Origin of the sequence: Microbulbifer agarilyticus (assembly GCF_020171345.1) — a bacterium.
GTDB classification, from domain to species: domain Bacteria; phylum Pseudomonadota; class Gammaproteobacteria; order Pseudomonadales; family Cellvibrionaceae; genus Microbulbifer; species Microbulbifer agarilyticus_D.
This window is the reverse complement of sequence record NZ_JAIUZM010000003.1, coordinates 230,672-255,764: the sequence shown is the minus strand read 5'-3', so window position 1 is coordinate 255,764 and position 25,093 is coordinate 230,672. Positions and strand designations below refer to the sequence as shown.

22 protein-coding genes are annotated in these 25,093 nt (G+C 57.3%); 8 read left to right on the top strand and 14 right to left on the bottom strand.

All coding sequences use genetic code 11. The annotated features are described in order from the left end of the window. Positions 1–44: 44 nt before the first annotated feature. The 4 genes from LCM31_RS11505 to LCM31_RS11490 form a co-directional block, all read right to left on the bottom strand. The gene (locus LCM31_RS11505; RefSeq protein ID WP_224870232.1) at positions 45–1,238 is read right to left on the bottom strand and encodes a TIGR01620 family protein; all 1,194 of its coding nucleotides are present in this window, start codon (positions 1,236–1,238) and stop codon (positions 45–47) included. Next, on the bottom strand, positions 1,238–2,674 hold the full coding sequence (locus LCM31_RS11500; RefSeq protein WP_224870229.1) for a YcjX family protein: 1,437 nt from the start codon (positions 2,672–2,674) through the stop codon (positions 1,238–1,240). The genes LCM31_RS11505 and LCM31_RS11500 overlap by 1 nt, the downstream gene beginning before the upstream one ends. Positions 2,675–2,705: 31 nt before the next feature. After that, positions 2,706–3,509 carry a GIN domain-containing protein gene (locus LCM31_RS11495; RefSeq protein WP_224870227.1) on the bottom strand — a complete coding sequence of 268 codons (804 nt, stop codon included), beginning with the start codon at positions 3,507–3,509 and terminating at the stop codon, positions 2,706–2,708. 133 nt (positions 3,510–3,642) lie between these two features. Further along, a complete protein-coding gene (locus LCM31_RS11490; RefSeq protein WP_224870225.1) occupies positions 3,643–4,062 on the bottom strand; it encodes an HIT family protein in 420 nt (139 codons plus the stop codon). 474 nt (positions 4,063–4,536) lie between these two features. On the opposite strand from LCM31_RS11490, the gene LCM31_RS11485 reads away from it, so the two are divergent. The 3 genes from LCM31_RS11485 (at position 4,537) to tcdA (ending at position 6,698) form a co-directional block, all read left to right on the top strand. Beyond that, positions 4,537–5,007, top strand: coding sequence for a globin family protein (locus tag LCM31_RS11485; RefSeq protein WP_224870224.1), 471 nt, complete (start codon positions 4,537–4,539; stop codon positions 5,005–5,007). A 294-nt stretch (positions 5,008–5,301) separates the two neighbouring features. Then, entirely contained in the window at positions 5,302–5,766 is a 465-nt protein-coding gene (locus LCM31_RS11480; RefSeq protein WP_224870222.1) for an FKBP-type peptidyl-prolyl cis-trans isomerase, read from the top strand. Between the two features lie 113 nt (positions 5,767–5,879). Further along, positions 5,880–6,698 (top strand): tRNA cyclic N6-threonylcarbamoyladenosine(37) synthase TcdA, encoded by an 819-nt coding sequence (gene tcdA / locus LCM31_RS11475; protein WP_224870220.1) that lies wholly within the window; start codon positions 5,880–5,882, stop codon positions 6,696–6,698. 18 nt (positions 6,699–6,716) lie between these two features. On the opposite strand, the gene LCM31_RS11470 is transcribed toward tcdA, so the two are convergent. Both LCM31_RS11470 and LCM31_RS11465 read right to left on the bottom strand, forming a co-directional pair. Continuing rightward, on the bottom strand, positions 6,717–8,408 hold the full coding sequence (locus tag LCM31_RS11470; protein WP_224870218.1) for an aminotransferase class V-fold PLP-dependent enzyme: 1,692 nt from the start codon (positions 8,406–8,408) through the stop codon (positions 6,717–6,719). 7 nt (positions 8,409–8,415) lie between these two features. After that, a complete protein-coding gene (locus LCM31_RS11465) occupies positions 8,416–9,210 on the bottom strand; it encodes a TatD family hydrolase (RefSeq protein ID WP_224870216.1) in 795 nt (264 codons plus the stop codon). Between the two features lie 237 nt (positions 9,211–9,447). On the opposite strand from LCM31_RS11465, the gene LCM31_RS11460 reads away from it, so the two are divergent. Beyond that, entirely contained in the window at positions 9,448–10,047 is a 600-nt protein-coding gene (locus LCM31_RS11460; RefSeq protein ID WP_224870214.1) for a LysE family translocator, read from the top strand. A gap of 34 nt (positions 10,048–10,081) precedes the next feature. On the opposite strand, the gene LCM31_RS11455 is transcribed toward LCM31_RS11460, so the two are convergent. Genes LCM31_RS11455 through LCM31_RS11445 form a run of 3 tightly spaced genes read right to left on the bottom strand, consistent with a single transcriptional unit; the run spans position 10,082 to position 13,416 of the window. Next, positions 10,082–10,963, bottom strand: coding sequence for an SDR family NAD(P)-dependent oxidoreductase (locus LCM31_RS11455; protein ID WP_224870212.1), 882 nt, complete (start codon positions 10,961–10,963; stop codon positions 10,082–10,084). Continuing rightward, a complete protein-coding gene (locus LCM31_RS11450; RefSeq protein ID WP_224870210.1) occupies positions 10,960–11,988 on the bottom strand; it encodes an SDR family oxidoreductase in 1,029 nt (342 codons plus the stop codon). The genes LCM31_RS11455 and LCM31_RS11450 overlap by 4 nt, the downstream gene beginning before the upstream one ends. Positions 11,989–11,997: 9 nt before the next feature. Continuing rightward, positions 11,998–13,416 (bottom strand): flavin-containing monooxygenase, encoded by a 1,419-nt coding sequence (locus tag LCM31_RS11445; protein WP_224870208.1) that lies wholly within the window; start codon positions 13,414–13,416, stop codon positions 11,998–12,000. Positions 13,417–13,506: 90 nt separating this feature from the next. Between LCM31_RS11445 and LCM31_RS11440 the strand changes: the two genes are divergently transcribed. Continuing rightward, entirely contained in the window at positions 13,507–14,496 is a 990-nt protein-coding gene (locus LCM31_RS11440) for an AraC family transcriptional regulator (protein WP_224870206.1), read from the top strand. Positions 14,497–14,564: 68 nt separating this feature from the next. On the opposite strand, the gene LCM31_RS11435 is transcribed toward LCM31_RS11440, so the two are convergent. Both LCM31_RS11435 and LCM31_RS11430 read right to left on the bottom strand, forming a co-directional pair. After that, positions 14,565–15,554, bottom strand: a complete 990-nt coding sequence (locus LCM31_RS11435) for a heme-dependent oxidative N-demethylase family protein (RefSeq protein WP_224870666.1) — start codon at positions 15,552–15,554, stop codon at positions 14,565–14,567. A 57-nt stretch (positions 15,555–15,611) separates the two neighbouring features. Further along, positions 15,612–16,130, bottom strand: coding sequence for a hypothetical protein (locus LCM31_RS11430; RefSeq protein ID WP_222249356.1), 519 nt, complete (start codon positions 16,128–16,130; stop codon positions 15,612–15,614). A gap of 266 nt (positions 16,131–16,396) precedes the next feature. On the opposite strand from LCM31_RS11430, the gene LCM31_RS11425 reads away from it, so the two are divergent. The 3 genes from LCM31_RS11425 to LCM31_RS11415 all read left to right on the top strand — a co-directional run bounded on the left by LCM31_RS11425 (position 16,397) and on the right by LCM31_RS11415 (position 20,549). After that, positions 16,397–16,978 (top strand): lipid-binding SYLF domain-containing protein, encoded by a 582-nt coding sequence (locus LCM31_RS11425; protein WP_222249354.1) that lies wholly within the window; start codon positions 16,397–16,399, stop codon positions 16,976–16,978. 566 nt (positions 16,979–17,544) lie between these two features. After that, entirely contained in the window at positions 17,545–18,678 is a 1,134-nt protein-coding gene (locus tag LCM31_RS11420; RefSeq protein WP_224870204.1) for a M14 family metallopeptidase, read from the top strand. 62 nt (positions 18,679–18,740) lie between these two features. Continuing rightward, complete coding sequence (locus tag LCM31_RS11415; protein WP_224870202.1) at positions 18,741–20,549, top strand: M28 family metallopeptidase; 1,809 nt, start codon at positions 18,741–18,743, stop codon at positions 20,547–20,549. Between the two features lie 104 nt (positions 20,550–20,653). On the opposite strand, the gene LCM31_RS11410 is transcribed toward LCM31_RS11415, so the two are convergent. The 3 genes from LCM31_RS11410 to LCM31_RS11400 all read right to left on the bottom strand — a co-directional run bounded on the left by LCM31_RS11410 (position 20,654) and on the right by LCM31_RS11400 (position 24,881). Further along, a complete protein-coding gene (locus tag LCM31_RS11410) occupies positions 20,654–22,288 on the bottom strand; it encodes an AMP-binding protein (RefSeq protein WP_224870200.1) in 1,635 nt (544 codons plus the stop codon). Positions 22,289–22,631: 343 nt separating this feature from the next. Continuing rightward, a complete protein-coding gene (locus LCM31_RS11405; protein ID WP_224870198.1) occupies positions 22,632–22,979 on the bottom strand; it encodes an SCP2 sterol-binding domain-containing protein in 348 nt (115 codons plus the stop codon). A 105-nt stretch (positions 22,980–23,084) separates the two neighbouring features. Next, positions 23,085–24,881, bottom strand: a complete 1,797-nt coding sequence (locus LCM31_RS11400; RefSeq protein WP_224870196.1) for an acyl-CoA dehydrogenase C-terminal domain-containing protein — start codon at positions 24,879–24,881, stop codon at positions 23,085–23,087. Between the last annotated feature and the right edge of the window lie 212 nt (positions 24,882–25,093).

The window sequence follows — 25,093 nt, the reverse complement described above, 5'->3', positions numbered from 1 at the left end:
GCACAAAGGTCCCGCAAAGCGAGTATCCGGGGGAGCGCGCCGTTTCAACTCCCCCGTTTTCGATTTCCTCGACTCCCCTCACGCGCAACACGCTCTTCTTCCGCGCCCGCTTTCATCTGCGCCTCCGGCCAATTGGCCTGTTCGCGCCCCAATAAACGCTCCTTGAGGCTCGCGGCAATTCGCCGGGTTAACGCACCCAGCCTGGGGCGCTGTTTTTCCGAGAAGGGTATCGGGCGACAGCTATGTATGGCAGCGAGGCCGATACGGGCCATAAACAGGCTGGCCCCCATTCCTTGCCCGAGCCGCGCAGATACCGTACTCAACATACTGTCACCTACCAGTTCCGGCCACAGCTCGCTCACCGCGTATTCGCTGGCGCCACTGTAAGCCACCAGGGCGAGGATTTTCTTGAACAAACGCCAGCGGACCACCACCGACGGACGCACACCGTAAATCTGTGCCACATCGTCAATCATGCGCATGGACTGCCGCAAAGCCACCAACACATCCAAGGTAGTAAATGGGCTCAGCCCTACCAAGGCACCGGTGGTGGTGGCATGGCGAACGACCCGCCGTAAGGCTTCCTGATCCAATGCTTCGAAGAAATTGAGCTCCAGATGCCGCAGCAACTCACTGTTATCGTAATAGTCCGGAGTTTCTTCCTGCACACGAGCCAGTAACGCCCCCTGCGGCTTCCCTTCAAACAGCTCCCGCAACTGGTGGTTGAGTGGCTCGACCGCATCGGTGGCACGGCTGTCGCGCACCTCTGCAGCCAACTCCTGTGTTTTCTGCAGTTTGCGCAGGGGCCGTCCAGCACGAAAGTACTCCCACACAGCGCTGACCATGGTAAGCACCAGCGCGCCAATGATCAGCCCGGCCAGCAGGCCGAACCCCCAGTGCATGTCTGCCGCCCAGTAAAAGAACTGGCGCAGCTCCCAAAAGATCGCACCAAAGGTCAGCGCCAACGCGGCGGCGAGCGCTGGCTTCCACAAGCGCAGACGAAACACGGGAAGGCGCAGTTCGGAAAATGAGATGGTATTGGGCAGGGACTCGCCCGTGGTGATCGAACGCGGCAGCTGATCCGCCTCTTCCGCAAGGGGTTCGACGCGCGTACTCGCTCGGTCGTGCACCGTACCCTCTTCCGCTTCAAGGTTCTCTATTCGGGTTTGCCGGCGCGGCTCCTGAATTGGACGCTCGGAAGCAGCCCCACCCCCCGTTTTGTTTTCCGCAGAGTCCATTACACCTTGTCTCCCAACAATAAATTCAACAGTGCATCAAGGCGGATATGAGGCAGATAGCCTTCCCGCGCAATCCCCACCGGCGGGCGCAACTGGGGCGGGAGTCCACCCTTGTAGTGTTGCCACCCGTTTTCCTGCGGCAGGTGGGCGAGTATCTCGGCATTTTCAAACCCGAGATAGTCGCCATCCATTCCGTGCCCTACCAGCAAACGGCGACCGTTCCTCACCTGCTCCGTGGAACAGCGGACGGCAGCAATGGCTTCACAATAGAGCGGCAAACCGCGGTGACGCGCCCCGGAAAACACCTGCTGTAATTGCTGGCCCAGCAATTGGCGAAGCGCGTCGTGGTCAGCCGCTAGCACTTGGTCCACCTTGGTCGCGGCAAACACCAGTCGATCGATACGTGGGCGCCACAACTTGCGCAGCAGGCCGCTGTTTCCGTACCGGAAGGTATCCGCGATGTGTCCGAACGCCAGGCGCATGTCCTCGAGCGCTTCCTCGCCAGCAAACAGGGTACCAATCAGGTCTACGAGCACCAGCTGGCGATCCAGGTGCCGGAAATGACTCTCCACGAAGGGCGTCACACTTTGCTCGACGTAATTGCGATAGCGCGCTTCTAACACCCGATACACACTACCCTCGGGCAGCTCGCTCAATTCAGCGGCGGTTTGATGCCCGAGGGTCGGCAGCGGGAAAAAGCCATATTCCTCGTTATCGAGCAGGGCCCTCCCCGGCTGCAGATAGCTCAACCGGGCACTACTGCGGCAGTCCCGCAAAAACTGACGGTAGTTCTGCCACAGGCTATCCAGCTCGCCGGGATCCAAACGGTCTGCGGGGTCCAGCTGTTCCAAGCGGGCCATTAGCTCCGGTGCCAGATTGCGGCGCACCTGCCCGCCCACTAAATCGCGCTGGTGGCGGCACCAGGTAGCGAAATCCATGCGCAACAGCGGGAGATCCATGAGCCACTCCCCCGGGTAGTCACGAAACTCAAGAATCAGCCGCTGCCGATAGTTTCGCCCAAGGCGGCGCCCCTGAAGGTGTAAATGCAACTCCAGCGCCGAAAGATCGCGTGTGGAATTCGGCCAGCGCGGCGGCGTAGCCGTCAACGCACCGAGGCAGCGCTCGTATTCGAACAGGGGTAACCCGGCATCCATCGCGGGGTGCAACTCAGCCCCCAGTAAACGGCCGTTCAGTGCCGGCGCAAAACCAGGCAGCTGGGCTCGATCGGGGTTGCTCAATTGATAGATAAGGCTGGTGATTAGGGTGGACTTGCCGGCACCACTGAGGCCAGTGATGCCAATGCAGAGGCGCTTGTCGAGCAGACGCTCGGCGGCCCAATGGGATTTATCAAACGCCTCTTTGCCCAGCTGGCGCAGTTGCTTCTTCAAACCGCGCAGGCGACTTCGTCCTGCACGGTCATCCTGATCTGAACTCACTAAAACTCCGTTTTTTAGCGGATAGCTAGGGTCAATCTACCAGGGCGACATCCCCGGAGCCCATTACCGAAAAGGACTCACTGGCAGGCCGCTTTAATACGATGTCACCGGACCCCATTATCGAACCTCCGGCTCTGGTGGCCTGTAACTGGCGCCCCATGAAGTCGCCGGACCCCATTACCGTGATATTCACGCTGGCCACTTTACCGCCGATCACCACGTCGCCAGATCCCTTGACCTGAGCATTCAGGCTCTCGCCGATGAAATTATCCATACGCACGTCGCCAGAGCCGGTCACTCCCGCCTGGCCCGCCACCGCGAGGATAGTACCCAGAATCACATCACCCGAGCCGGTAACGCCCGCGTTCAGTGATTCCGCAGCGACCTTTTCCACGCGAATCAACCCGGAACCGGTCACCCGCAAATCCAGATCGGCGCTCTCCAGCGTGTCTGCAAGTGCCTCACCGGACCCGGTCACGCGTATCGCCGACAGTTCCGGCAAGGTCACACGGAACTCGACGTTCGGCTCACTGCTGACGGTCACCACCCCAAACAGGCTTTTGCGATCCGGTTCTACGGAAAGTGACAGGGTATCACCACTGACCTCAGCTTTGGCATATTCAAGATCTTTTTGCTCGCCATGCGCTGTTACAGAGAACTCTGGGCCCTGTGTCACCTTAAGGTTAGAACCCCCCTTCAAAGCAATGGCAGAAAACCCATCCACCGAGAAAGTCTTAGCCTCTTCCGCCTGGCTAAACGCCGCGCAAAGGGTCAACAGCGGCACCAGAATGGCGACCGAAATAAAGCGGGACAGAAATGGCGATCTATTACGCATGGTCCGTATACCTGTAGTCATAGCTCATTTGCATTTGGGGCAGCCAACATTGGCCGCCACCTTGGTTCATTACCGGTATGACGTCACTACCTCCGGGTTTGGATGCAGTAATGCCAAATCCACCGAAACGGAGCTATTCCATGCCATTCTCGAAACCGAGATCCGCAAGCGCCCGGCGAATCTTGGCCGCTTCCTCAGCCAGCGCCTCTGGCGCGGCCTGCTGCTGGAGCGCGAAATCCAGGTCCGCGATTTCGTTGATCGGTACCAGGTGGTAGTGGGTATGTGGCACCTCGATACCAGCCACCATCACCCCGACCCGGCGCGGACGGTAAACCTGCTTCTGCGCCTTGGCGACCTTACTCGCCACATCCATCAGGTGCGCACTGGTTTCTGCGGGCACGTCATCCCAGTGATCGACCTCCTCCACAGGGACCACCAGACAGTGCCCCGATTTGATGGGTGCAATGGTCATAAATGCCACCACCGAATCGTCGCGCCAAACGAAATGCCCGGGAAGGTCACCGTTGATAATTTGGGTAAAGATGCTCGCCATCAGGATCTCCTTCTCGATTAGTTTGGCCGTGATTACTTTGGCTTTACGCGTTGATCGCTGATTTTACCAGTGCGGCTTCCCCTGTCACCAGTTTACCCAGCGGCGGGCAAATTCGGCGTCACACCCCGCTTACCTCGCAAGAGCTAACCCAGAGAAAATCTTCCGACACAATTGCCTTAAAAACAGGCACTTGTCGCATACGCCGCCCCAAAATAGCGCTTGATTAAACCAGCCAAACAACACCCGTGGAAGAGTGTGACAATTTGTTTCCGGTTTGTTGGCAGAGGTATTTTCATCACGTAACCTTGCCGCCCATATCGAAACAGGCAGTCCCAGACCCGCCACAAGCGAAATTTCCCGCACCGTTTTGCGTGTGTGGATTTCGCCTCGGGCAGGTCAACATAACGACATCGACAAGATTGATGGGACGCCCACAAAAATTCAGAATATTCGTCTCACAGGGGGAGCACATCCATGTCACAGGTATCATCTGCGCACGCACTCAGTCCTGTCGGTTTATATCCACTCGGCAACCCAACTCGATGCCATCACGGCCATGTGTGCGAGTGCGCACCAGAGGCCGCCGAGAGTGGCCTGCTTGGCATGATCGGTGGACGTGTATTTGTCACCCAGTTAGTGACCGACTTCTACCAGGCAATCGGACAGTTCATGGTCACCGAGGACATCGCGGATCATCAGAAGCAACAGAGTCGCCAAGCCCAATTTTTGTGCCATGTGTTGGCGGAGCAGGCGGAACCGGTTTACAGCAGCCGCGCGCACTTTCTCGCCCAGGGCCTGAGCCCAGCACTGTTTGCGGCGCTACTCGAGTACTTTGAGGGCCACCTGGTCGAACTCGGTTACCCGACGACATTCAGCGCACAACTGGCACGCACCGCCGGTGACCTTTACACGCGCAGCGGCGCACAGCGCGCTGTAGCCGTCTGACCGGAAGCTCCCGATCCAGCCTTGGGCTCCCGGTTCACGTAAAGCGGTATCGGCGCTGCAGTGGCGGCAAGCGAGATCGAATCCACTTCGGCAGCACCCTCTCCCTCACCCCTTGGCCCACACCACAAACCAGCTCGTCGCATCATTGACCAACCGTTCACTAACCGGCGGCTCGGTTGCGAGCACCGCAGCCCGCCCATACAATGCACGCTCATAAAGCCTATTGCCCCGTTTGCTTGTCAACCGGTAAGCGCGGCACGCTATCACTCACGCTCAACACACAAGAGACCGCCAATGAAAATTGCTAACCACAGCGTTGTGGAGATCAACTACACCCTGAAAGATGCCGAAGGCACTGTGATCGACACTTCCGAAGGTGGCCAGCCGCTCAAATACCTGCAAGGTGTGGGCAATATCATCCCCGGACTGGAGCAGGAAATGCTCGACAAAAGTGCCGGCGACAAGTTCAAGGTGGTAGTCGCCCCGGAAGATGGCTATGGCCCACAAAACCCCGAGCTGATCCAGACCATGCCAAAGAGTGCATTTGGCGGTGTTGATGAGCTGAAAGTTGGTATGGCTTTCCGCGCGCAGAGCACCGATGGCCACCCGATCGAAGTGGAAATCATCGATATTGACGGCGATCAGGTCACCATCAATGGCAATCATCCGCTGGCCGGTGTTCAACTGCACTTTGACATCGAAGTGGTTTCTGTACGCGAAGCCACCCCGGAAGAAATCGACCACGGCCACGTGCACTGATCCGCTTCCACACTTCGGCAGGGCGGCCCCTTCGCCCTGCCATACTCCTCCCTTCTCCCTGATCTGCCGCCCTGATCTGGGACCGCCGCAAGAAATGTAACACTGGAACCCATATGCCCGAGAAGAACTTGAGTGACGCCTACCTGCAACGTTTTGGCGGAATTGCGAGACTCTACGGCAACGACGCCCTGCACGCTCTGCACGGAGCCCATGTCGTCGTCATTGGCATTGGCGGCGTAGGCAGCTGGACCGCAGAGGCACTGGCACGCAGCGGCGTGGGCAAAATCACCCTGATCGACCTGGATGACATCTGCATTACCAATACCAATCGCCAGATCCATGCCCAGGTGGGCAGCATCGGCGAGATTAAGGTAGAGGTCATGGCGGAGCGACTGCGCCAGATCAACCCGGAAGTCGACGTGGTCACCCGCGAAGATTTTATCGCCAGCGACAACTTTGCCGAATTTCTGGCACCGGAGAAGGAAGCCATCGATGTGGTGATCGATGCGTTTGACAACGCGCGCGTCAAAGCCGCGCTCATCGCCTACTGCAAAGCCCGCAAGCTGCGCCTGATTACCGTAGGCTCCGCCGGCGGCAAGAAAAACCCCGCGGCGATCACCTGTGCCGATCTCGGCCGTACCGTCAGCGACCCGATGCTGGCAAAGGTCCGCCAGCACCTGTACCGCTTTCACAATTTCCAGAAGTCCAGCAAACGTCAGTTTGGAGTGGATGCCATTTATTCCAGCGAGCCCATGGTGTACCCGCAGCCCGATGGACAGGTTTGCCAGCAAAAAAGCACCATGCAAAATGGGGTAAAACTGGATTGCAGTGGCGGGTTCGGCGCGGCCACAATGGTCACAGGCGCATTTGGATTTGTTGCCGCAAGCAAGGCGATTGACCGCATTGTGCAGCGCGCTAACTCTAAGAGCTAGCACGAGCAAGCCAACCTATCAGGCATGCATTAAGTCGAAGGCGCGCTGCACCAGAGCGCGGAAGCCATTGCCGCGGGACTCACTCAGCTGCTGTGACAAACCCAATTCAGCAAAAATCTGATGCAACTTGGATGGCGCAACAGCATCCTCCGACACGCCATCAATCTGCGACAGCAACAGCGCCCCCAACCCCTTCACGATCCGGCTATCGCTGTCGATTGCGAAACGATGCACGCCCGCTTCCTGACGGTGCACCAGCCAGGCACTGGATTCGCAGCCTTGCACCAAATTCTCGGTAGTGCGGATCTGGTCTTTGCGAGAAATCACCTTGGCCCAGCTCATGAGGATCCGATAGCGGTCTTGCCAATTCTGTTGATTGCGCAGCGCGTCCAGATCCAGCTTCGACAGATCATCGGGCTGCCAGGAATACGCCTCGGTAGCGGCAGATTCAGGGGAGCCTGCAGCGGACGGCTGAGGCTCCGCTGTGTCGTCCAGCTGCTGCAATAATTCCTCAATGCCAGCTATCAAACGGTCAATATCTTCCCGCGAGTTGTATGCCACCAGAGACGCGCGCACGGTCGCCGTGTGACCAGCTGCATGCAACAGCGGCTGGGCGCAGTGATGCCCCACACGCACCGCAATATCACGTCCATCCAACCACTGCGCGATATCAATCGCCGCGCAACGGGGGTGGATAAAACTGGCGATGCCAAGATTGTTGCGGGGATCGCTCAACAACTCTATTTCGGGTATCTGGGACAACCTGTCGTGCAAGTAGGCAAGCAAGGTTTGCTCGTACTGCGCCATCGCCTGTCGGTCCTGCTTGCCAAGGAAATCCATACAGGCACCAAGCCCGGCGATTGCCGCGAGCGACGAGGTTCCCGCTTCAAATCGGTGAGGCAGATCCGCGTAGTCACTGGCGAGAAGATCCACGCTGGTAATCATCTCCCCACCGCCCTGCCAGGGAGGCAGGTCGCGCAACAGCGCTTCGCGACCAAATACCAGGCCTATGCCCGTGGGGCCGTAAAATTTATGCGCAGAGCACACGAAGAAATCGCAACCAATGGCCGCAACATCCACCACATCGTGCGCAGCCAGTTGCGAGCCGTCCACGACCCATCGCAGATCACGTTGCGACAAGGTTGCACGTAGAGTTGCACGCAGGGTTGCAAGATCCGTGCGGAAACCCAGCGCATTGGAGCCGCCGGTAACGGATACTATCTTGGTACGCGGCGACAACACCTCCGCTATACGATCAATTTGCGGTACACCATTGTTATCCGGCACAAAGCGCAGCACCAATCCATGCTGCTCCGCCAGCATTTGCCACGGCACAAGGTTGGCGTGGTGCTCTGCAGTCGACAAAACAATCTCATCACCGGCAACCAGACCACGGCACAGGCTATTGGCCAACAGGTTCAACCCTTCGGTCGCACCGCGGGTAAAGATGATTTCTCGCGGCGACTGCGCCCCCAGAAAGCGTGCACTTGCCGCCCTGACCCGCTCCACCATCTCGGTGGCCCGCCGGGCCAGACGATGGCTTGAACGATGGGTATTGGCATTGCTATGCAGATAAAAATCGCGGATTGCATCAATGACGCAGCCCGGCTTCTGCGTGGTCGCCGCATTATCCAGATAAACCAAATCCCGGTTTTCCGCTTGGGAAAACAGTGGAAACTGCTGCTTAAATTCTTGCGGGGAAAAAGTCATTGTCGGTTCAAAATCCAAAAAGCGTGCGCGCATTTTTTCCGGTCTGCGCAATGACCTGTTCCGGGGAAATGCCACGCAGCTCCGCCAAGGTCTGCGCAATTTGCGGCAAGAATTCCGGGCTGTTGCGCTCTCCCTGGCGGCCAGACAGCGGCATGTCCGGTGCGTCGGACTCCAGCAGCAACTTTCCCAATGGAATATCGCTCAATGCCTTGCGGGTTTTCGCCGCGCGCGCGTAGGTAATTGTGCCGCCAACCCCCAGGTAGAACCCCAGGCGCACATACTCCTCGGCAATCTCCCGACTGCCGGAAAAAGCATGGATCACCCCACCTTCTTCCAGGGAGAACTTTTTTAATATGCGCAATACATCTGCATGCGCACGCACGCTGTGCACAATTACCGGCAGGGAAAGTGTACGCGCGGCATCCAGTTGCGCCTCAAACACGGGCAACTGCTGCTCAACAGGCGTCTCGATGTTCGCGTCCAGACCACACTCGCCAACGGCGACACAGCGCGACACGTCGCCACTTCGTTGACGCTCGTGCTCGACGCGCTCAACCACTGCCCGACGCACGTCGGCAGGAGCAATCGCAAGCTCCTTCACCCACCATGGATGCACTCCGACCGCGCCATACCAGTCGGGCTCGGAGTGTACCAGGGCAAACAATTGTCGCCACTGGGGAATACTGACACCGGGAATCACCAGGGATTGCACCCCCGCCTGTCGGCAACGCGACCAGACCTGTGCGCGGTCCTCGCTGAACGCATCAAAATCGAAATGGCAGTGGCTGTCGATAAACGCCATGCATGACCCCACCTAAGCGCAGCCCTCGGCGGCGGGCATGCGCAGCTAGAAAAAGTGAATTGTAGGTCGGGCGCGACACAAAAGCGACGCTCGCATCCCCCGAGGCTGGCGCCGCTGCGGGGAGTAGACTCGCCGGACATGCACCTTCAGGATTGCCGGATGGGCGTCACAACGCGATAATCACGCTGAACTCCCCCTACCGCTTTCCACCGCCCCATTCCACTGCCGAGGTTTACGTTGGAAATTTTGCTGTCCATCGCGCTGTTCGTATTCTCCACCAGCATTACCCCTGGGCCAAACAACCTGATGATCATGTCGTCGGGCCTGAACTACGGTGTCGAGCGGTCCCTGCCACATATGCTAGGCATATGTCTCGGGTTCCCGGCCATGATTATGGCAATCGGGTTTGGTATGGGAAGCTTATTCCAGCAGTTTCCGTTTCTGCATGAAATCGTGCGCTGGGTTGGGATCACCTACCTGTTGTATCTGGCCTGGAAAATTGCGAGCACCCGGGATGTGGGTGCGACACCGCAGCAAAAGCCATTTTCATTTCTGCAGGCAGTCGCGTTTCAGTGGGTGAACCCGAAGGGATGGATTATGGCGGTGGGCGCGCTTGCGGCCTTCACCACCCCCAATGGCGAGACATTGCTGGAGGCAGGCCGCATTGCCCTGGCATTTATTTTAATTGGAGGCCCATGCATCGCGATCTGGCTGATGTTCGGTGTCGGGTTAAAGCGAATCCTCACCGAGCCGACGCATTTAAGAGCCTTTAATATGACCATGGGACTGTTGTTGGCAGCCAGCGTGATACCCATGCTAACTACCGAATTTTCCTGAGTAGATCGAAAGCCAGTCCAGAACCTTGGCAGAATCAGTTCTGCGGCAACTCGGACTGGCGCGCCAGCTTGCGCCCCGCTTCCAGCTCCACACGAAAGTTCTTCACCATTTGTCGCAGGAACAGGCGCGGAGCTAATTTATACAGGTAGGCTCCGAACAGCGATTTGTCTCGCGGGAACAAGCGCTCCTTGCCCGCAGCCAGCGCATCCAGAATACGCCCGGCCATCCAGTCGGCACTGCGCACCTGGCCAACCGTACTCTGGGCATGCTGCGCACGCCCACCATCACCGGAGAGTGCATTGGCATCAATGTCGGTCGCTACAAAGCTGGGATACACCATCAGCACAGACACGCCGTCTTCGCGTACCTCTTCGCGAAAGGTCTCGAAGTACTGGTGCAAGGCACTCTTCGCCGCACAGTAGCCCGCGCGACCAAGAACGGGCATCCAACCCGCCATCGAGCTGATATTCACCACGCAACCGCCTGCTGCGGTGAGCGGCGCAAGCAACCCCTGGGCCAGCTCAACGGGCGCGTGATAATCCACAGCCATCACCCGCCGAATAACGGCATTACTGGTTTGCGCAGAAAGGCTGCGGTGGGTAATGCCCGCGTTATTGATCAGCAGATCCACCTGAGGATACGCATCGCGCAACGTCTCACCCAGCTGGGCAACCGATGCTTCCGCCGACAGGTCCGCCACATGGACATCGATACTCACCAGCGGCTGTACCAGCTCTGTGGCGCGCTGGCGCAGGGCATCTTGGTTCACATCTACCAGCACCAGTCGCAATGCGACCGAGGCAGCTTGCGCGCGCTGTGCCAAACCCTGCACCATTGCCCAACCGAGACCACCCGCTGCACCAGTGACGACGGCAACGCGTTCCCGATTTACGCGCTTGGCAAATAACTCTTTCATACTACCGCCCCCTCATTCGTTGCCGCCCGCTGAGCACCCTCATTATTGCTCGATAAATCAGAGCAGTAGGTAATTTCGGCATCGCTGAGATCCACTTTCTGGCCCAGAGCGTGCTCGGCGAAAAAGGCAAAGGCCTGTGCGGAAGTTTTCTGTGGCTGATAACCAAGCTCTGATTTCAAGCGTGTATTGAGCAGCACCGGCCGATATTGCAGAAAGCGCACCTGCGCGGGGTGCGTATCACCCAGGCGCAGGCCAAAGCTTATCGCCAGCAGGGCCTTCAAGAACCAGACGGGAGGACGGCGCAAGGGCTTATTCAGCAACCGCGCAATTTCTGCCGGTGTCAGGGCACCGTCACCCGCTAGGTTATAGATGCCCGCTGCATCGCGGGTAACACCGTATTCGATCGCGCCGACCACATCCTGATCCCAGATGAACACGAAGGGAGAATTGTGTGCACCCGGGTCGAGAATGCTGTGCCCGGAAAACAGCGCACTGATTTTGCTGTTGGTGGTGGCACCAATGATGGAACACGGGCGAAAAATCAGCTGTTCAAGTTCAGGATGATTCTGGCGATACTCCGCCAGCATTTCTTCAACCAAACGCTTGTGATCGGAATAGCCAAATTCTGGATTTCCGCGCAGGGGGTCATTTTCCTGCAGCCAGGCAGGATTATCCGCATGGTAACCGTAAGCCGCGCCACTACTGGTCAGGGTAAAGTGCGTAACCCCGGCACGCACGCACGCGTTCAACACATTGCGCGTGCCCTCAACATCAATTTGATATTCCCGCGCCCGGTCGCGCCCGGCCGACATCACCGACGCCAGGTGCACCACATGGGTAACGCGCTCTGCCCGGATCAATTCAACCAGTGCCTCGTCGCAGATATCCATGTTAAAGATCGGGAAACAGGCTTCCCGATGCGCGACATCAACCCCCACCACGGACATGTGTTTACTCAGGGATTCCCCCAAAAGATGTCCGACATAACCGGCTGCACCGGTAATTAAAACCCGCTTCTCTGTCATGTTGTGCTCTTATTTTGCAGGAATCGGGGTAGCGTCGAGGCTCACTGCCGCGTCAAAACTTTTGTAATCCTTGCGCAGATCCTCCGTATGCTCGGCCATGGCGTTCAGGTACGTATCCTTGTGCACGTAGTAGGCCATGCGTTCGAGATTGAGATACTTCATCCCGCCATCCGCACGTTGACCAGCCTGCGCTTGTTTTACCGATTGCAACTCGCGCGCCGACCCGGCCCCCTCCGCCAGCTGGCGAATGTACAGTGCGACCATTTCCGCTTGGCGATTGCGACCTTCCCAGCCGAGACCTGCAGCCTCCACCATGCCCATCAAGAACAGGTTGTCGTATTCCGGGTGGAACACGTTGAGATACATACGGGGGGCGAAGGATTCCCAGTTCAGATGGGCGCGATCGATAAACGGATAGTGCAGCTTGTAGCCGGTGGCCATCACGATCATGTCGTAGTCAGCGCTAGTACCATCGACGAAGGTGACGCTGCTCCCCTCCACTGCGGCGATATCCTTGCGCACATGGATATCGCCGTGACCGATGTGGTGCAGAATCAGAGAATTGATCACCGGGTGAGATTCGAACATCTTGTAGTCGGGCTTGGGTAGACCGTACTGCTCTGGCGTTCCCAGCATCAGCTTGGAGATGGCCGCGCTAATCCGCTGCTGGATAAAGCGCGGCAACTTGATCTTGCCACCCAGCGCGTCGGTCGCCTTGCCGCCGATGAATTTAGGCAGAAAGTAGTAGCCACGGCGCAGGCTGATATCCACGTCTTTTGCGCGGTGGGCCGCATCCACCGCAATATCCGCACCGCTGTTGCCACAGCCAACCAGCAACACGCGTTTGCCCTCGAAAATGGCGGGATCGCGGTAATCGGCAGAGTGGAGCAGTTCGCCACTGAATTCGCCAGGTAACTTCGGCATGTTGGGGTGATGCAGGGTGCCGTTGGCAATCAACAGCCCGCCAAACACCCGAGTCTGCTCCTGGCCCTGGCTGCGGGTAGTAATGTGCCAGTCGTCCCCTTCCCGTTCACAACGCACCACCTCCGTTTCAAACTCATAGTGGCGATACAGATCGAATTCCCGCGCGTAGGCCTGAAAGTAAGCTTTCATTTCGCGATGATGCGGGAACAGCGCGACGTCGTCGCCCATCGGAAATTCGGCGAACTCGGTCATGCGCTTGGAAGAGATCAGGTGGGCCGATTCGTACATGGTGCTGGTGGGACTATCGATATCCCACAAGCCCCCCACCTCGCTGTGGATCTCGAACCCCACACAGGGAATGCCGTGCTTGATCAGGTTGCGTACCGTGCAAAGCCCCATAGGACCAGCGCCAATCACTGCGTAGGGTTTCATTATTCTTTTCTCACTTAGCTGGATTCGCCACTGGAAGCCCTTTCTGGTGCCCGGCACCAGGGGGGTGGACATTCCGTTTTTCATTCAAAGTGAATATAACGTGACATCCGGATTGGCCGTCGTCATAATCGGGCACTCTCTGGTTAATTTCGGACAGCCATTTTGAACACCGCAGATACTAGAACCGTCACATTAAGCTACACACGCGCGATTCTAAGCGCGCTGGGGCAGCTAAACCTGACACTACCGGGTACCGCACAGGACTTGCTGGCCGCCATTAACGAGGAAGAACGGGTACCTATGCAGGTGCAAGAGGAAATCTGGCTTGCCGTACAGGAGGCCCACCCCGACCCACTACTTGGAGTCCGCCTTGGGCAGGCGATGCAGGGCAGCCAAATGGGACTGGTGGGCTACCTGCTGATGACCCAAAAAAACCTTGGCGCCGCCATCGACCAACTGCTGGTTTACCATCCACTACTGGGCGAAGGCGGCCAGTTTGAATTGCGCCGCAGCAGCTATTACGTGGATGTCTGCTATCACCCCAACTATCTGCGCTGTGCCCGCCTGCGCGTGGAGACCGTACTCTCCACCCTACTCTCTCAGTCACGGGCAATGACCGGACGGGAATTCCAGCCTCAGAGTGTTCAATTTGCCTACCCGACGCCGTCACTCGCGGTACAGCAACAGTATCAGCAAGTCCTGCAGGCACCCGTGCAGTTTAATGCCGGAGTCTCGGGTATCCGCCTGCGCGCTCAGGATCTTGAGATTCCCCTGGTCGCCGCGGATCGCCAGGTAATGGCACGCCTCAAACCGGAAGCCGATGCCCTACTAAAAGCCCTGACCAGCAAAAGCCTGCAACTGCGCGTGGCACACCTGCTACAACAGGAACCCCAGCTCAGCCGCGAGCAAGTTGCCGCACGGCTGTGCATCAGCCCCCGGCACCTGGGAAGAAAACTGCTCGAGGAAAACGCCAGCTTCCGCGCGATCCAAGACGAAGTGCGCAGCCACTACGCCTGTCAGTGGTTACGCGAGGGACAGAAGACCAACGTGGATATCGCGGCGGCACTGGGTTACTGCGACGAGAGTGCCTTCGGCAAGGCTTTCCGGCGCTGGACGGGGCTCTCACCTAAGAACTTTAAAGCCCAGGATTAGGACACAGGAGTAGGGCTCACGAATAAGAAATAAGGGGCAGAATTGGGCCGGCACCGACCTCAGGCCAACTAGGCCTCGAGGTGGCGGGAGAAAAAGCGTTGCAGTGACGGCAACAGGGGCGCGAGCGACTTGTAGCGCCCCTCCTCCGGGGACATCTGGGCAACCGCAGCCGCCAGGGCACCCAGACCACCCTCAATCGCCAGCAGATCTTCCAGTGGGTTGGTCATGACACGAATGGTAAAGACCACCGCACCGGTATCCGGTAACCGGCGCAGCGATTGCCGCTCAATACGCAGGTATAGCGACTGTTCTGACCCAACCCCCTCAGCTTCCTCCAAACTCACCGTGTCCTCTCCGCGCTGCAACAACGCGGGAGAATCCACCACCGACCAGTTGCTGCGCCACACGGGGTACTCGGGCTTCAGGTGGTCAAAGAAGCGCGCCATTTGCCCCGCCAGCTTATGTTGAAAGCCCGGCACCGGGGCGTGGATCTGATTCAGCGGCCTGCCGATCTTTTCTTCCAGCCGCCAGTAACTGGGCGCCGCCAGATAAGCCGCTACCAGTCGGTAGCCACCCTCGCCCGGCAACAGTAGGCAGACATCGTCGGCAATCCAACAGCCGGCATGGCGCAACGGCGAAGTACTGGCCAGTGCGGACTCGACACCGGGCCAGTGCAATTGAGCGGAATCGCCCCGCCAAGTGAGGGCTCCGGTGGCGGTACGGGCATAGCCTGAGTGATCCTGCACAAGATGCCGGAACAACAGCTCCGCCAGCTCCCGCTGGGCAGGCAAGGACTCGGGCAGCTGCGCATACACCTTCTCACCCAGCCGGTGGTACGCGGCGGTCTTGCTGTTCAGGTAGTGCGGCAACGTTGGGCAGGATGTGATCCAGGCCTGGGGTTCCAGCTTGTTCAGCCCCATATGCACGATATCGGGGACCTTGAGAAACGGCAGGCAGGCAGAGGGCGCAGCGAAATCCTGGGCGTAGCGACGCATCAGGACTTCGCGCGGAACCGAACCGGTCGAAGACAGAACAGGGGCAGACTTAGCGCCTGTCATGATTGCCACAGGCAAACACCGGTTCGTGATAACACAATAACAGCCTGGGAAGGCGTCTTAGTGGGCTGCGGCGAACTGCTCGCTACGGGCCTGTTGCAGCGCGGCCAGGTCGCGCACCCAAACCACATCGGTAACGCTAACTTCGCGACCGGTGTATTGGCGGATAGCCGCACTCACCTGGGCCAGCTCATCACCATTGGCCGCGCCATCTACCGCTTCCAGCGGCAATTCAACCCAAGCCTGACCATTCTGGTCGATTACCGGCTTACCCAACGCCTCACCATCAGCGCCGTTCAACTGGCCGTCGTCGGCAGAGCTAATGTGACGATCGATCGCGGAAGAACCACCGGATGGCAGGTAAATGGTGCCGTTGGTGAAATCCACCGCAAACGCAACGATACCCGGCAGAATACCGAACAGCAGCGCCGCGCCATCCAGAATCACTACCACCGGATCCACACGACCGCCACTCTGCCCCTTGCGCTCTGGGTACAGGAAGTATCCGCACGCGGTCAGGTTCATCACCATCGTCAGCAGGCAGGATGCGGCCAGGCCGCGTTTCAGGGATCGGTTCATGGTTTTATCCTCTAGAAAATGCCGGCAAATCACTTCCCGGCGGAATTGCGCATAAACAGCGCATAACAGTGGGCGCAAGAATACCCGATTTAATGAACCAGCTGAAAGTGGCGCCAATTCGCTCTTTGTGCACTAGGTCGCAGGCATAACGAGGCATCATCGGTATTCTGGGCATGAAGTTTTGCAACATCATACGCCGCGGCATTTGTTGACCGCCTATTTCGGCACATTTATCCGGCAGTGTTCCGGTACATTGGAGAGCTCACATGACGCATTTTGCGCGCACTATTCTTCGCCCATTGGCCCAACTGTTCGTCGCGGCCCAGATTGTACTGATTACCGCTTGTGCAGCCCCCGGTCAGACCGGCGACGACCAGCGCCGCCACATCCAGCAAACCGAGCGCCAAGTCCTGGATGAACTCTACCGCTTACAACCCGAATTACGCGGCGAGCTGGCACAGGCGCCCGGCTACGCGGTGTTCAGCAACGTGAACGTGAACCTGTTACTCGCCAGCGCCTCAACCGGCTATGGCGTTGCGGTAAACAACGGCGGCAAGCGCACCTATATGAAGATGGGCGAAGTCGGTGTCGGCCTTGGCTTCGGGGTAAAGGATTTCCGTGCACTGTTTGTGTTTGATTCACCGGAAGTGATGGATCGCTTTGTCGAGAGTGGCTGGTCTTTCGGTGGCCATGCGGATGCCGCGGCCAAGGCACAGGATAAAGGCGCCGCGGTCGGTGGCGAAGTAGTGGTTGACGGCATGCGTGTGTACCAGCTGACCGAAAGCGGCATTGCTTTGCAGGCCACCCTTAAAGGCACCAAATACTGGAAAGATCGCGCACTCAATTAATCCAATCAATTCCGCGGGATTCTCTGTTAGGCAACCTGTATATATGGCCTAACCATCAAAGAGATAACCGAATCCGCGCCAAGTTGATCACTTAGGCAGCACCGAGCACCGATAGCTGCCTAAACTTTAAACAGCACCTGCTGAGGGATGTCAGGGAGCAGTACAATATTTCTGATGGCGCGTTAGTGGTTCGCGCCGAGCATTGACCAGGGCAGTGAGAAGTCGTCTTCGGTCCGACGCCAGAAATTTCAGGGAGCAGTAGTCTCAGCAGGTGCCGCCAGGGAATGGCAGAGGCGCGGCGTTCGCAAGAGCGTCGCGCCTTTTTAATTTTCACGCCCTTACAAGTCACACCCGCGCTACATTTCCCATCAGGTTTACCGCGCCATTTCGATATTTTATGCTCGATAACCAAGCCTCGGCAGAGGTTTTTCCCAAGTTGTATTGAACTATCCTGATCCTCGACTCCAAAGCTGTATCCTTCAGCTCACTGGATCCACAGCCATGCCCTGACCGCACTCACCTGCACTTGGGGACAGGCCAGAACAAAATCACAATGGAGCTTATCCATGCATATCAGCAGCGCTTTTGACAGCGGCAACATCAAAGTCATCGATAAAAATAGCGATCCCATTGAGCTCGCCATTCGGATCGACAACGCGTCTGACTTCTACCAATGGTTCCACTTTCGTCTTGAAGGGGATATTGGCAAAAAGTATGCGCTGCGTATCAATAACGCCGGCAAGGCCGCATACCCGGAAGGATGGGAAGACTACCGGGTATGCGCCTCCTACGATCGCCATCACTGGTTCCGCATTGACGCACAATACGATGGCAAGGTGCTCGACTTTACCGTTGAGCTGGATCAACCAGCGATCTACCTGGCCTACTTCGCACCCTATTCCTGGGAGCGCCACCTCGACCTGCTGGCATGGGTCCAAGCTGATGATCGCGTGCAGGTAGAGACGCTTGGACTCACCCTCGATGGTCGCGACATGACACTGCTGACCATTGGTGATGCGGAAAAAGCAAGTAACAAGGTATGGATGATTGCCCGCCAGCACCCCGGCGAAACCATGGCCGAATGGTTTGTGGAGGGCTTCCTGGAAACACTGCTGGATGAGGCCAACCCCGCCGCACTGCAGCTACTGCAGGACACAGTGTTTTACGTTGTACCGAATATGAACCCGGACGGCAGTGTACGCGGCCATCTGCGTACGAATGCGGCCGGTGCCAACCTCAACCGCGAATGGCAATCGCCCAGCATGGAGAAAAGCCCTGAGGTTTTCCTGGTGCGCGAACGGATGCTCGCAACCGGCGGCGATATTTTCCTCGACATTCATGGCGACGAGGCGCTGCCTTTTAACTTTGTCGCCGCTTGTGAAGGGATCCCCGGCTACGACGAAAAGCACGCGGCACTGGAATTACTCTTCAAAGACTCCTTCGTTAAGGCCAGCCCCGACTTCCAAACAGCACAGGGCTACCCAATCGATAAACCCGGTGAAGCCAACATGACCGTTGGCACCAACTGGTGTGGCCATCAGTTCCGCACCCTGGCCCTGACCCTGGAGATGCCATTTAAGGACAATGACGAGCTGCCCGACCCCGTTGAGGGCTGGTCTCCGGCGCGGAGCCGACAGCTCGCGCGCGACATATTTACGCCGATTCGCGAAACGCTCGCGTTTATGAAAGACGCCAAATAACAGTATCCATAACAACCTCCATAACAACACCGATAACAAAGAAGACCTGAAAAGGAATCACGATGCAGAACCCGTTACCCTTGCAGCGACTCGCCCTACCCCTCGCCCTGTCCAGCTTGATTGCTCTGGGCGCTTGCAGCAAACAGGAGGCGCCGAGCACCACTGATAATGCACCTCAAGCTGCGCAAAACAACACAGCGGAATCCGCAGCGTCCTCCGACGCCGGCGAACAGCTTGCACCGGCGGCCGCCAGCGCCCCGACACTCAGCGCAAAAGAACAAGCTGAAATCTCCGAGCTGGCAAAAGACCTGCATACCCACGTAGCAGTCCTCGCTTCTGACGAATTTGAAGGCCGCGCACCGGCAAGTAAAGGCGAAGAGCTGACCATCAACTACCTGGCAACGGAATTCGAAAAACTGGGGCTCAAACCCGGTGCCATCGATAGTGACGGCAACCCCAGCTGGTTCCAGAAGGTCCCGGTGGTAGAAATGAATATCGAAAGCACGCCTCTGGTGATCAAGGGCGAAGGCTTTGAGAAGGCATTCGCACCACTCACCGACATGGTGACTTTTACCCAACGCCAGACACCAGAGAGCCAGCTTAAAGACAGCCCACTGGTATTTGTCGGTTATGGAATTGTCGCCCCGGAAAACGACTGGAATGATTACGCGGACCTGGATATGAAAGGCAAAACCGCCGTGATCCTGGTCAACGACCCAGGCTATGCAACTCAGGACAAAAACCTGTTCAGTGGCAATGCCATGACGTATTACGGTCGTTGGAGCTACAAGTTTGAAGAAGCGGCTCGCCAGGGTGCAGACGGCGCTATCGTGATTCACGAGACGGGTGCGGCTGGCTACCCATGGGAAGTCGTGAGCGGCAGCTGGTCCGGTGCTCAGATCAGCCTGGCGGCGGATGACAAAAACGCGGACCGGGTTGCGGTGGAATCGTGGATTACCGACGACGCGGCCAAGGCACTGTTTACCGCCGCGGGCCTCGATTTTGACGCTGAGATGGCGGCAGCCAAACAGCGCGGTTTCCAGGCCAAACCGATGAATTTAACCGCCAGCGTAGACCTGAAAAAGGAATTGCGCACTTCCGACTCGCGCAACGTCGTTGCCAAAGTCGAGGGCAGCAAATACCCGGATGAAGCCATTATTTACACTGCCCACTGGGATCACCTGGGCGTAAATGAAAACGCAGAGGGCCACGACCATATTTTCAATGGTGCGGTAGACAATGCCACCGGTACCGCCGGCCTGCTGGCAATGGCGCATCAGGTGACCAAGCAAGCGCAAACACCAGAGCGCTCTATGGTATTTGTCGCGGTGACTGCAGAAGAGTCTGGCCTGCTGGGCTCCAAATTCTACGCAGCAAACCCGGTTATTCCTCTGGAAAAAACCGTTGCCGGCATTAACTTCGATGCCATGGGTGTACTCGGCCCTATGCGTGATGTGGTTGTGATGGGTTACGGAAGCAGCGAGCTGGAAAAGATGCTAGAGAAAGCCGCGGCGAAACAAGCGCGCTATCTGGCACCGGAAGAACATCCCGAGCGCGGCTACTTCTACCGCTCCGATCACTTCAGCCTGGCGAAGAAAGGCGTACCAATGCTGTACTTCACCTCTGGTACCGACAGCTTCGAGCACGGTCGCGAGTGGGCGCAGCAGAAAGGTAAAGACTACCTGGCAAATGCTTATCACAAGCCCGGCGATGAGTACGATGCAGAGTGGAATCTGGATGGTGCAGCACTGGATCTCGCGCTCGGTCTGAACCTCGGCCTGGAACTGGCGAACAGCCGCGAATGGCCAAACTGGTATAAAGGGAACGAGTTCCGTGCGGCCCGCGATGCCAGTAGCGATACCCGCAAATAAACCACCCGGCAATCATTCCGACACACAAAAAAAGCCCGCGAAATTCGCGGGCTTTTTTTATGGCCGCTGTCTGTGACAGTAGCCATGGATCGACTTGAAAAAACTTAAGCGGTTACCGCCTCGATCTTTTTCAGTTCTTCATCACGCAGTTCACGGCGCAGGATCTTGCCAACATTGGTTTTCGGCAGGTCTTCGCGGAACTCGATGTTTCTGGGCACTTTATAGGCGGTCATGTTTTCACGGCAGTACGCGATGACTTCGTCGGCAGTCAGAGAGGCTTCCGCCTTCACAACAAACAACTTCACCGCTTCGCCACTGCGCTCATCCGGGATACCTACCGCAGCAGCCTCGGTAACCTTCGGGTGCGCACTGACGATATCTTCAATCTCATTCGGGTAAACGTTGAAGCCAGACACAATGATCATGTCTTTCTTACGGTCAACAATCTTGATGTAAGCGTCGTCCTGAATCACTGCCATATCGCCAGTCTTCAGCCACCCCTCGGAGTCGATGGTCTCCGCAGTGGCTTCTGGACGCTCCCAGTAACCTTTCATTACCTGCGGACCACGCACACACAGTTCACCCGGTGTATTGTTCGGCAGGTCGTTGCCGTTCTCGTCAATGACTTTCACTTCGGTGCCCGGAACCGCGACACCCACGGTACCCAACTGCACCGCTTCCGCCGGGTTGAAGCAAACAACCGGGGAAGTTTCCGTCATACCGTAGCCTTCGGTTACCACACAGCCAGTCACCTGCTCCCATTTTTCAGCGGTGGCACGGGTCAGGGCCATACCACCGGAACAGGTAGTGTGCAGTTTGCTGAAGTCCAGATCGGCAAAACCTGGATCACGCATTAGGCCGTTGAACAACGTGTTCAGGCCGCAGAAACCGGTAAACCGAATTCCCTTCAGGGTCTTCACGAAGCCCGGAATATCCCGCGGGTTCGGAATCAGTAGGGAGTGGTTACCGGTAGTAAACAGGCACATGCAGTGAATCGTGAAGGCGTAAATATGGTACAGGGGCAGAGGTGCTACGTAGTACTCCTCACCCTCTTTCATGGAGTCGCCCAGCGCTTCGCGCACCTGTTCCATGTTGGCAACCAGGTTGCGGTTGGTCAGCATCGCGCCCTTGGCAACACCCGTGGTACCACCGGTGTACTGCAGTACAGCCAGGTCATCCGGGGTACGGGACACGTCTTGATGTGGCGCCTTGGCACCTTTGGCCATCGCGTCACGGAAGTTCACCTGGTTCGCGAAATGGAAGTCCGGAACCATTTTCTTCACGTGTTTGGCGACGGTATTGATCAGCACGCGCTTCAGCGGCGGGTGCAGATCTGCGATCTCCGACACGATCACCTGCTCAACAGAGGTTTCCGCAACCACAGCAGCGGCGGTATCGGCAATATTTGCCAGAACCACCAGCGCCTTGGCACCGGAATCATTCAGCTGATGCTTGATTTCACGCTGGGTGTACAGCGGATTGGTATTAACCACCACCAGGCCGGCACGCAATGCACCGAAAACCACGACCGGGTACTGCAGTACGTTCGGCAGCTGTACCGCGATGCGATCGCCCGGTTTCAGGTTGGTGTGATTCTGAAGATAGGAGGTAAATTGGGCGCTGAGCCGATCGATATCGCCGATGGTCAACGTCTGCCCCAGACAGGTAAATGCGGGCCGGTCTGCAAATTTGGCCGTAGCATCGGTAAACACTTCAAGAATGCTGCGTTCAATGTCCAACTTGTATCTCCCAATTCTGTTGTTGTTGTGATTTCGCCCGCTGGACGCGACCCGGCCTCTATATGAGGTCGGAAGCAACAGGACTAACGGATTATCGGCGAGTTCACGGAACGATGGTACCTCAAGGATATTCCATGTCCGTTTATAGACGAATTCCGCGGTTCTGGTCTAACCGGGCAAATAATTATTGTAAGTTTTGTTACTTATCTGGTGAATGTAACTGTGTGAGGCAAAACAACCGCCTGAATTTCATCGCTTGTTCGGCGGTGATCTGCCATTAAATTATTTTTACGCCAACACGTCTCGACTGAACAGTCTCAGCGTAGTTTTTAACAAAAGAAACTCAATGTACCGCAAACAGGTCCGCAAGGGCTGCGGCCAATTCCCGGTTTCCTGTGTAGCGAATATCGCCAAGCAAAAATGCGTGCCGCGCACTTAATCTGCCGCCAATAATGTCTTGCAGCGTATCGTAGGACATTTCCAGGTCCAGATCAGGCGACGCCACCAAACCTTCAACCTGCTTCGCCTCAATGGCTACACAGTCACCCTCGACAAGGCTTTCACTCCCGGACTTCCGTTGTACCTGCAGATAAAAATCGCTGCCATCCGGCAATCGAAACTGTACTCGAGTGCTTTGTGGCAGACAAGTAAGCCGCCGCAAACGCTCAAGAATGTGCGCCGGTAATTGCATCGTTACTCCGGTTTCTCGGAGACCTGTGCCCCACCCCCGTTGGCGAGGCCCAGATCCAAAAACACCGCCACTGGTACCAGCGGCGGTGTTCGTGAGTCATGTGGCTTAGAATACGAAGTGTTCCGCATCCAGGCTCATGAGGTTGTCTGCGCCACTCTGCATAGCGGCGGCGTGGGTCGCGGTACGCGGCAGGATACGGTCAAAGTAGAAACGCGCAGTTGCCAGTTTGGAACGGTAGAAGTCCTCTTCGCTGGTACCTTCTGCCAGTTTCTCATTGGCAACTTTAGCCGCCAGAGCCCACAGGTAGGCCTGAACCGCATAACCGGAATACATCAGGTAATCCACGGAAGCGGCGCCAACTTCGTCCGGGTTTTCCATGGCCTTAACGCCAACGTTCATAGTCAGCTCGCCCCACTCCTTATTGAGTTCCTGGAGCTTGGTGACGTAAGGTGCCAGCGCTTCGTTATCCAGCTCTGCCTGGCAGAACTTGTGTACGATCTTGGTGAAGTTGCGCAGCAGTTCGCCCTGGGTCATCAGAACCTTGCGACCCAGCAGGTCCAGTGCCTGAATACCGGTGGTACCCTCGTAGATGGTCGAGATCCGGCTGTCGCGTACGTTCTGCTCCATGCCCCACTCGGCGATATAGCCGTGGCCACCGAAACACTGCAGTCCCAGGTTGGCAGACTCGTAACCGGTCTCGGTCAAGAAAGCCTTGGCAATGGGCGTCAGGAACGCCAGCAGATCGTCAGCCGCTTTGCGCTCTTCCTCGGTCTCGGCGGCATTGCTGCGGTCCACCTGCTTGGCACACAGCAGTACCAGCATACGACCACCTTCAGCGAAGGCTTTCTGCGTCAGCAACATGCGGCGCACGTCCGGGTGCACGATGATCGGGTCAGCCGCGCCTTCCGGGTTTTTGGGGCCGCTCAGGGAGCGCATCTGCAGACGGTCTTTGGCGTACGCCAGAGACTTCTGGAAGCCGGCTTCAGCGTGCGCAACACCCTGCAGGGCTGTGCCCAGGCGCGCGGTGTTCATAAAGGTGAACATGCAGTTCAGACCTTTGTTGGGGGGGCCAATCAGGAAGCCTTTCGCACCGTCGAAGTTCAGTACCGCGGTCGCATTGCCGTGGATACCCATCTTGTGTTCGAGAGAACCACAGGTCACACCGTTACGTTCACCTACGGAACCGTCTGCGTTCGGCAGGAACTTGGGAACGATGAACAGAGAAATGCCCTTGGTGCCCTCTGGTGCGCCTGGCAGACGCGCCAGAACGATATGCACGATGTTCTCGGCCATATCGTGCTCACCCGCAGAGATAAAGATTTTGGTGCCGGTGATGGAGTAAGAACCGTCGTCATTCGGCTCGGCTTTGGAGCGCAGGATACCCAGGTCAGTACCACAGTGCGGCTCGGTCAGACACATGGTGCCGGTCCAGGTACCCTCTACCAGCTTGGTCAGGTAGGTCTCTTTCTGCTCGTCGGTACCGTGCGCATCCAGCGTGTTCATAGCACCATGAGACAGGCCCGGGTACATACCCCAGGACCAGTTGGCGGTACCAATCATTTCGCTCAGGATGGTGCCGAGAGAGTGCGGCAGGCCCTGGCCACCAACTTCGACGTCATGTGGCATAGACGGCCAGCCCGCTTCAACAAACTGCTGGTAAGCCTCTTTAAAGCCGTCGGGGGTGGTGACTTCGCCGTCTTTCCAGGTACAGCCCTGCTGGTCACCGCTCTGGTTGATTGGCGCCAGAACGTTCTCACAGAACTTGGCACCTTCTTCCAGGATCGCATCCACTACGTCCGGGCTCGCATCCTCATAGCCCAGTGCCGCATAGTGCTGATCCCAGTTCAGCAGTTCACGCATAGAGAAACGCATGTCACGCAGCGGAATTTTGATCTCGCTCATCCTGAATACCCTCGTTAACGATTTTTACACTCGAATGTTCGCGCTCATATAGCAAGTTGTAACAAGCGAACGGCGCGTCGGGAAGCTCGGCACTAAGCCGTGACTCAACTATTGGTTTTATTCATATTAGTAGCAAATAACCAATAGCCACTATGGCGAAAAGTGTCCAAAGCACTAACAAATTACGGCGACAAAATTGACGCAAACGGGCT

What these genes read in the sequence shown, in the direction of transcription:
- LCM31_RS11505 (WP_224870232.1), bottom strand. Translation starts at nt 1,238, where the DNA reads ATGGACTCTGCGGAAAACAAAACGGGGGGTGGGGCTGCTTCCGAGCGT.
- LCM31_RS11495 (WP_224870227.1), bottom strand. Translation starts at nt 3,509, where the DNA reads ATGCGTAATAGATCGCCATTTCTGTCCCGCTTTATTTCGGTCGCCATT.
- LCM31_RS11490 (WP_224870225.1), bottom strand. Translation starts at nt 4,062, where the DNA reads ATGGCGAGCATCTTTACCCAAATTATCAACGGTGACCTTCCCGGGCAT.
- LCM31_RS11485 (WP_224870224.1), top strand. Translation starts at nt 4,537, where the DNA reads ATGTCACAGGTATCATCTGCGCACGCACTCAGTCCTGTCGGTTTATAT.
- LCM31_RS11480 (WP_224870222.1), top strand. Translation starts at nt 5,302, where the DNA reads ATGAAAATTGCTAACCACAGCGTTGTGGAGATCAACTACACCCTGAAA.
- tcdA (WP_224870220.1), top strand. Translation starts at nt 5,880, where the DNA reads ATGCCCGAGAAGAACTTGAGTGACGCCTACCTGCAACGTTTTGGCGGA.
- LCM31_RS11470 (WP_224870218.1), bottom strand. Translation starts at nt 8,408, where the DNA reads ATGACTTTTTCCCCGCAAGAATTTAAGCAGCAGTTTCCACTGTTTTCC.
- LCM31_RS11465 (WP_224870216.1), bottom strand. Translation starts at nt 9,210, where the DNA reads ATGGCGTTTATCGACAGCCACTGCCATTTCGATTTTGATGCGTTCAGC.
- LCM31_RS11455 (WP_224870212.1), bottom strand. Translation starts at nt 10,963, where the DNA reads ATGAAAGAGTTATTTGCCAAGCGCGTAAATCGGGAACGCGTTGCCGTC.
- LCM31_RS11450 (WP_224870210.1), bottom strand. Translation starts at nt 11,988, where the DNA reads ATGACAGAGAAGCGGGTTTTAATTACCGGTGCAGCCGGTTATGTCGGA.
- LCM31_RS11445 (WP_224870208.1), bottom strand. Translation starts at nt 13,416, where the DNA reads ATGTCCACCCCCCTGGTGCCGGGCACCAGAAAGGGCTTCCAGTGGCGA.
- LCM31_RS11435 (WP_224870666.1), bottom strand. Translation starts at nt 15,554, where the DNA reads ATGACAGGCGCTAAGTCTGCCCCTGTTCTGTCTTCGACCGGTTCGGTT.
- LCM31_RS11430 (WP_222249356.1), bottom strand. Translation starts at nt 16,130, where the DNA reads ATGAACCGATCCCTGAAACGCGGCCTGGCCGCATCCTGCCTGCTGACG.
- LCM31_RS11425 (WP_222249354.1), top strand. Translation starts at nt 16,397, where the DNA reads ATGACGCATTTTGCGCGCACTATTCTTCGCCCATTGGCCCAACTGTTC.
- LCM31_RS11420 (WP_224870204.1), top strand. Translation starts at nt 17,545, where the DNA reads ATGCATATCAGCAGCGCTTTTGACAGCGGCAACATCAAAGTCATCGAT.
- LCM31_RS11415 (WP_224870202.1), top strand. Translation starts at nt 18,741, where the DNA reads ATGCAGAACCCGTTACCCTTGCAGCGACTCGCCCTACCCCTCGCCCTG.
- LCM31_RS11405 (WP_224870198.1), bottom strand. Translation starts at nt 22,979, where the DNA reads ATGCAATTACCGGCGCACATTCTTGAGCGTTTGCGGCGGCTTACTTGT.
- LCM31_RS11400 (WP_224870196.1), bottom strand. Translation starts at nt 24,881, where the DNA reads ATGAGCGAGATCAAAATTCCGCTGCGTGACATGCGTTTCTCTATGCGT.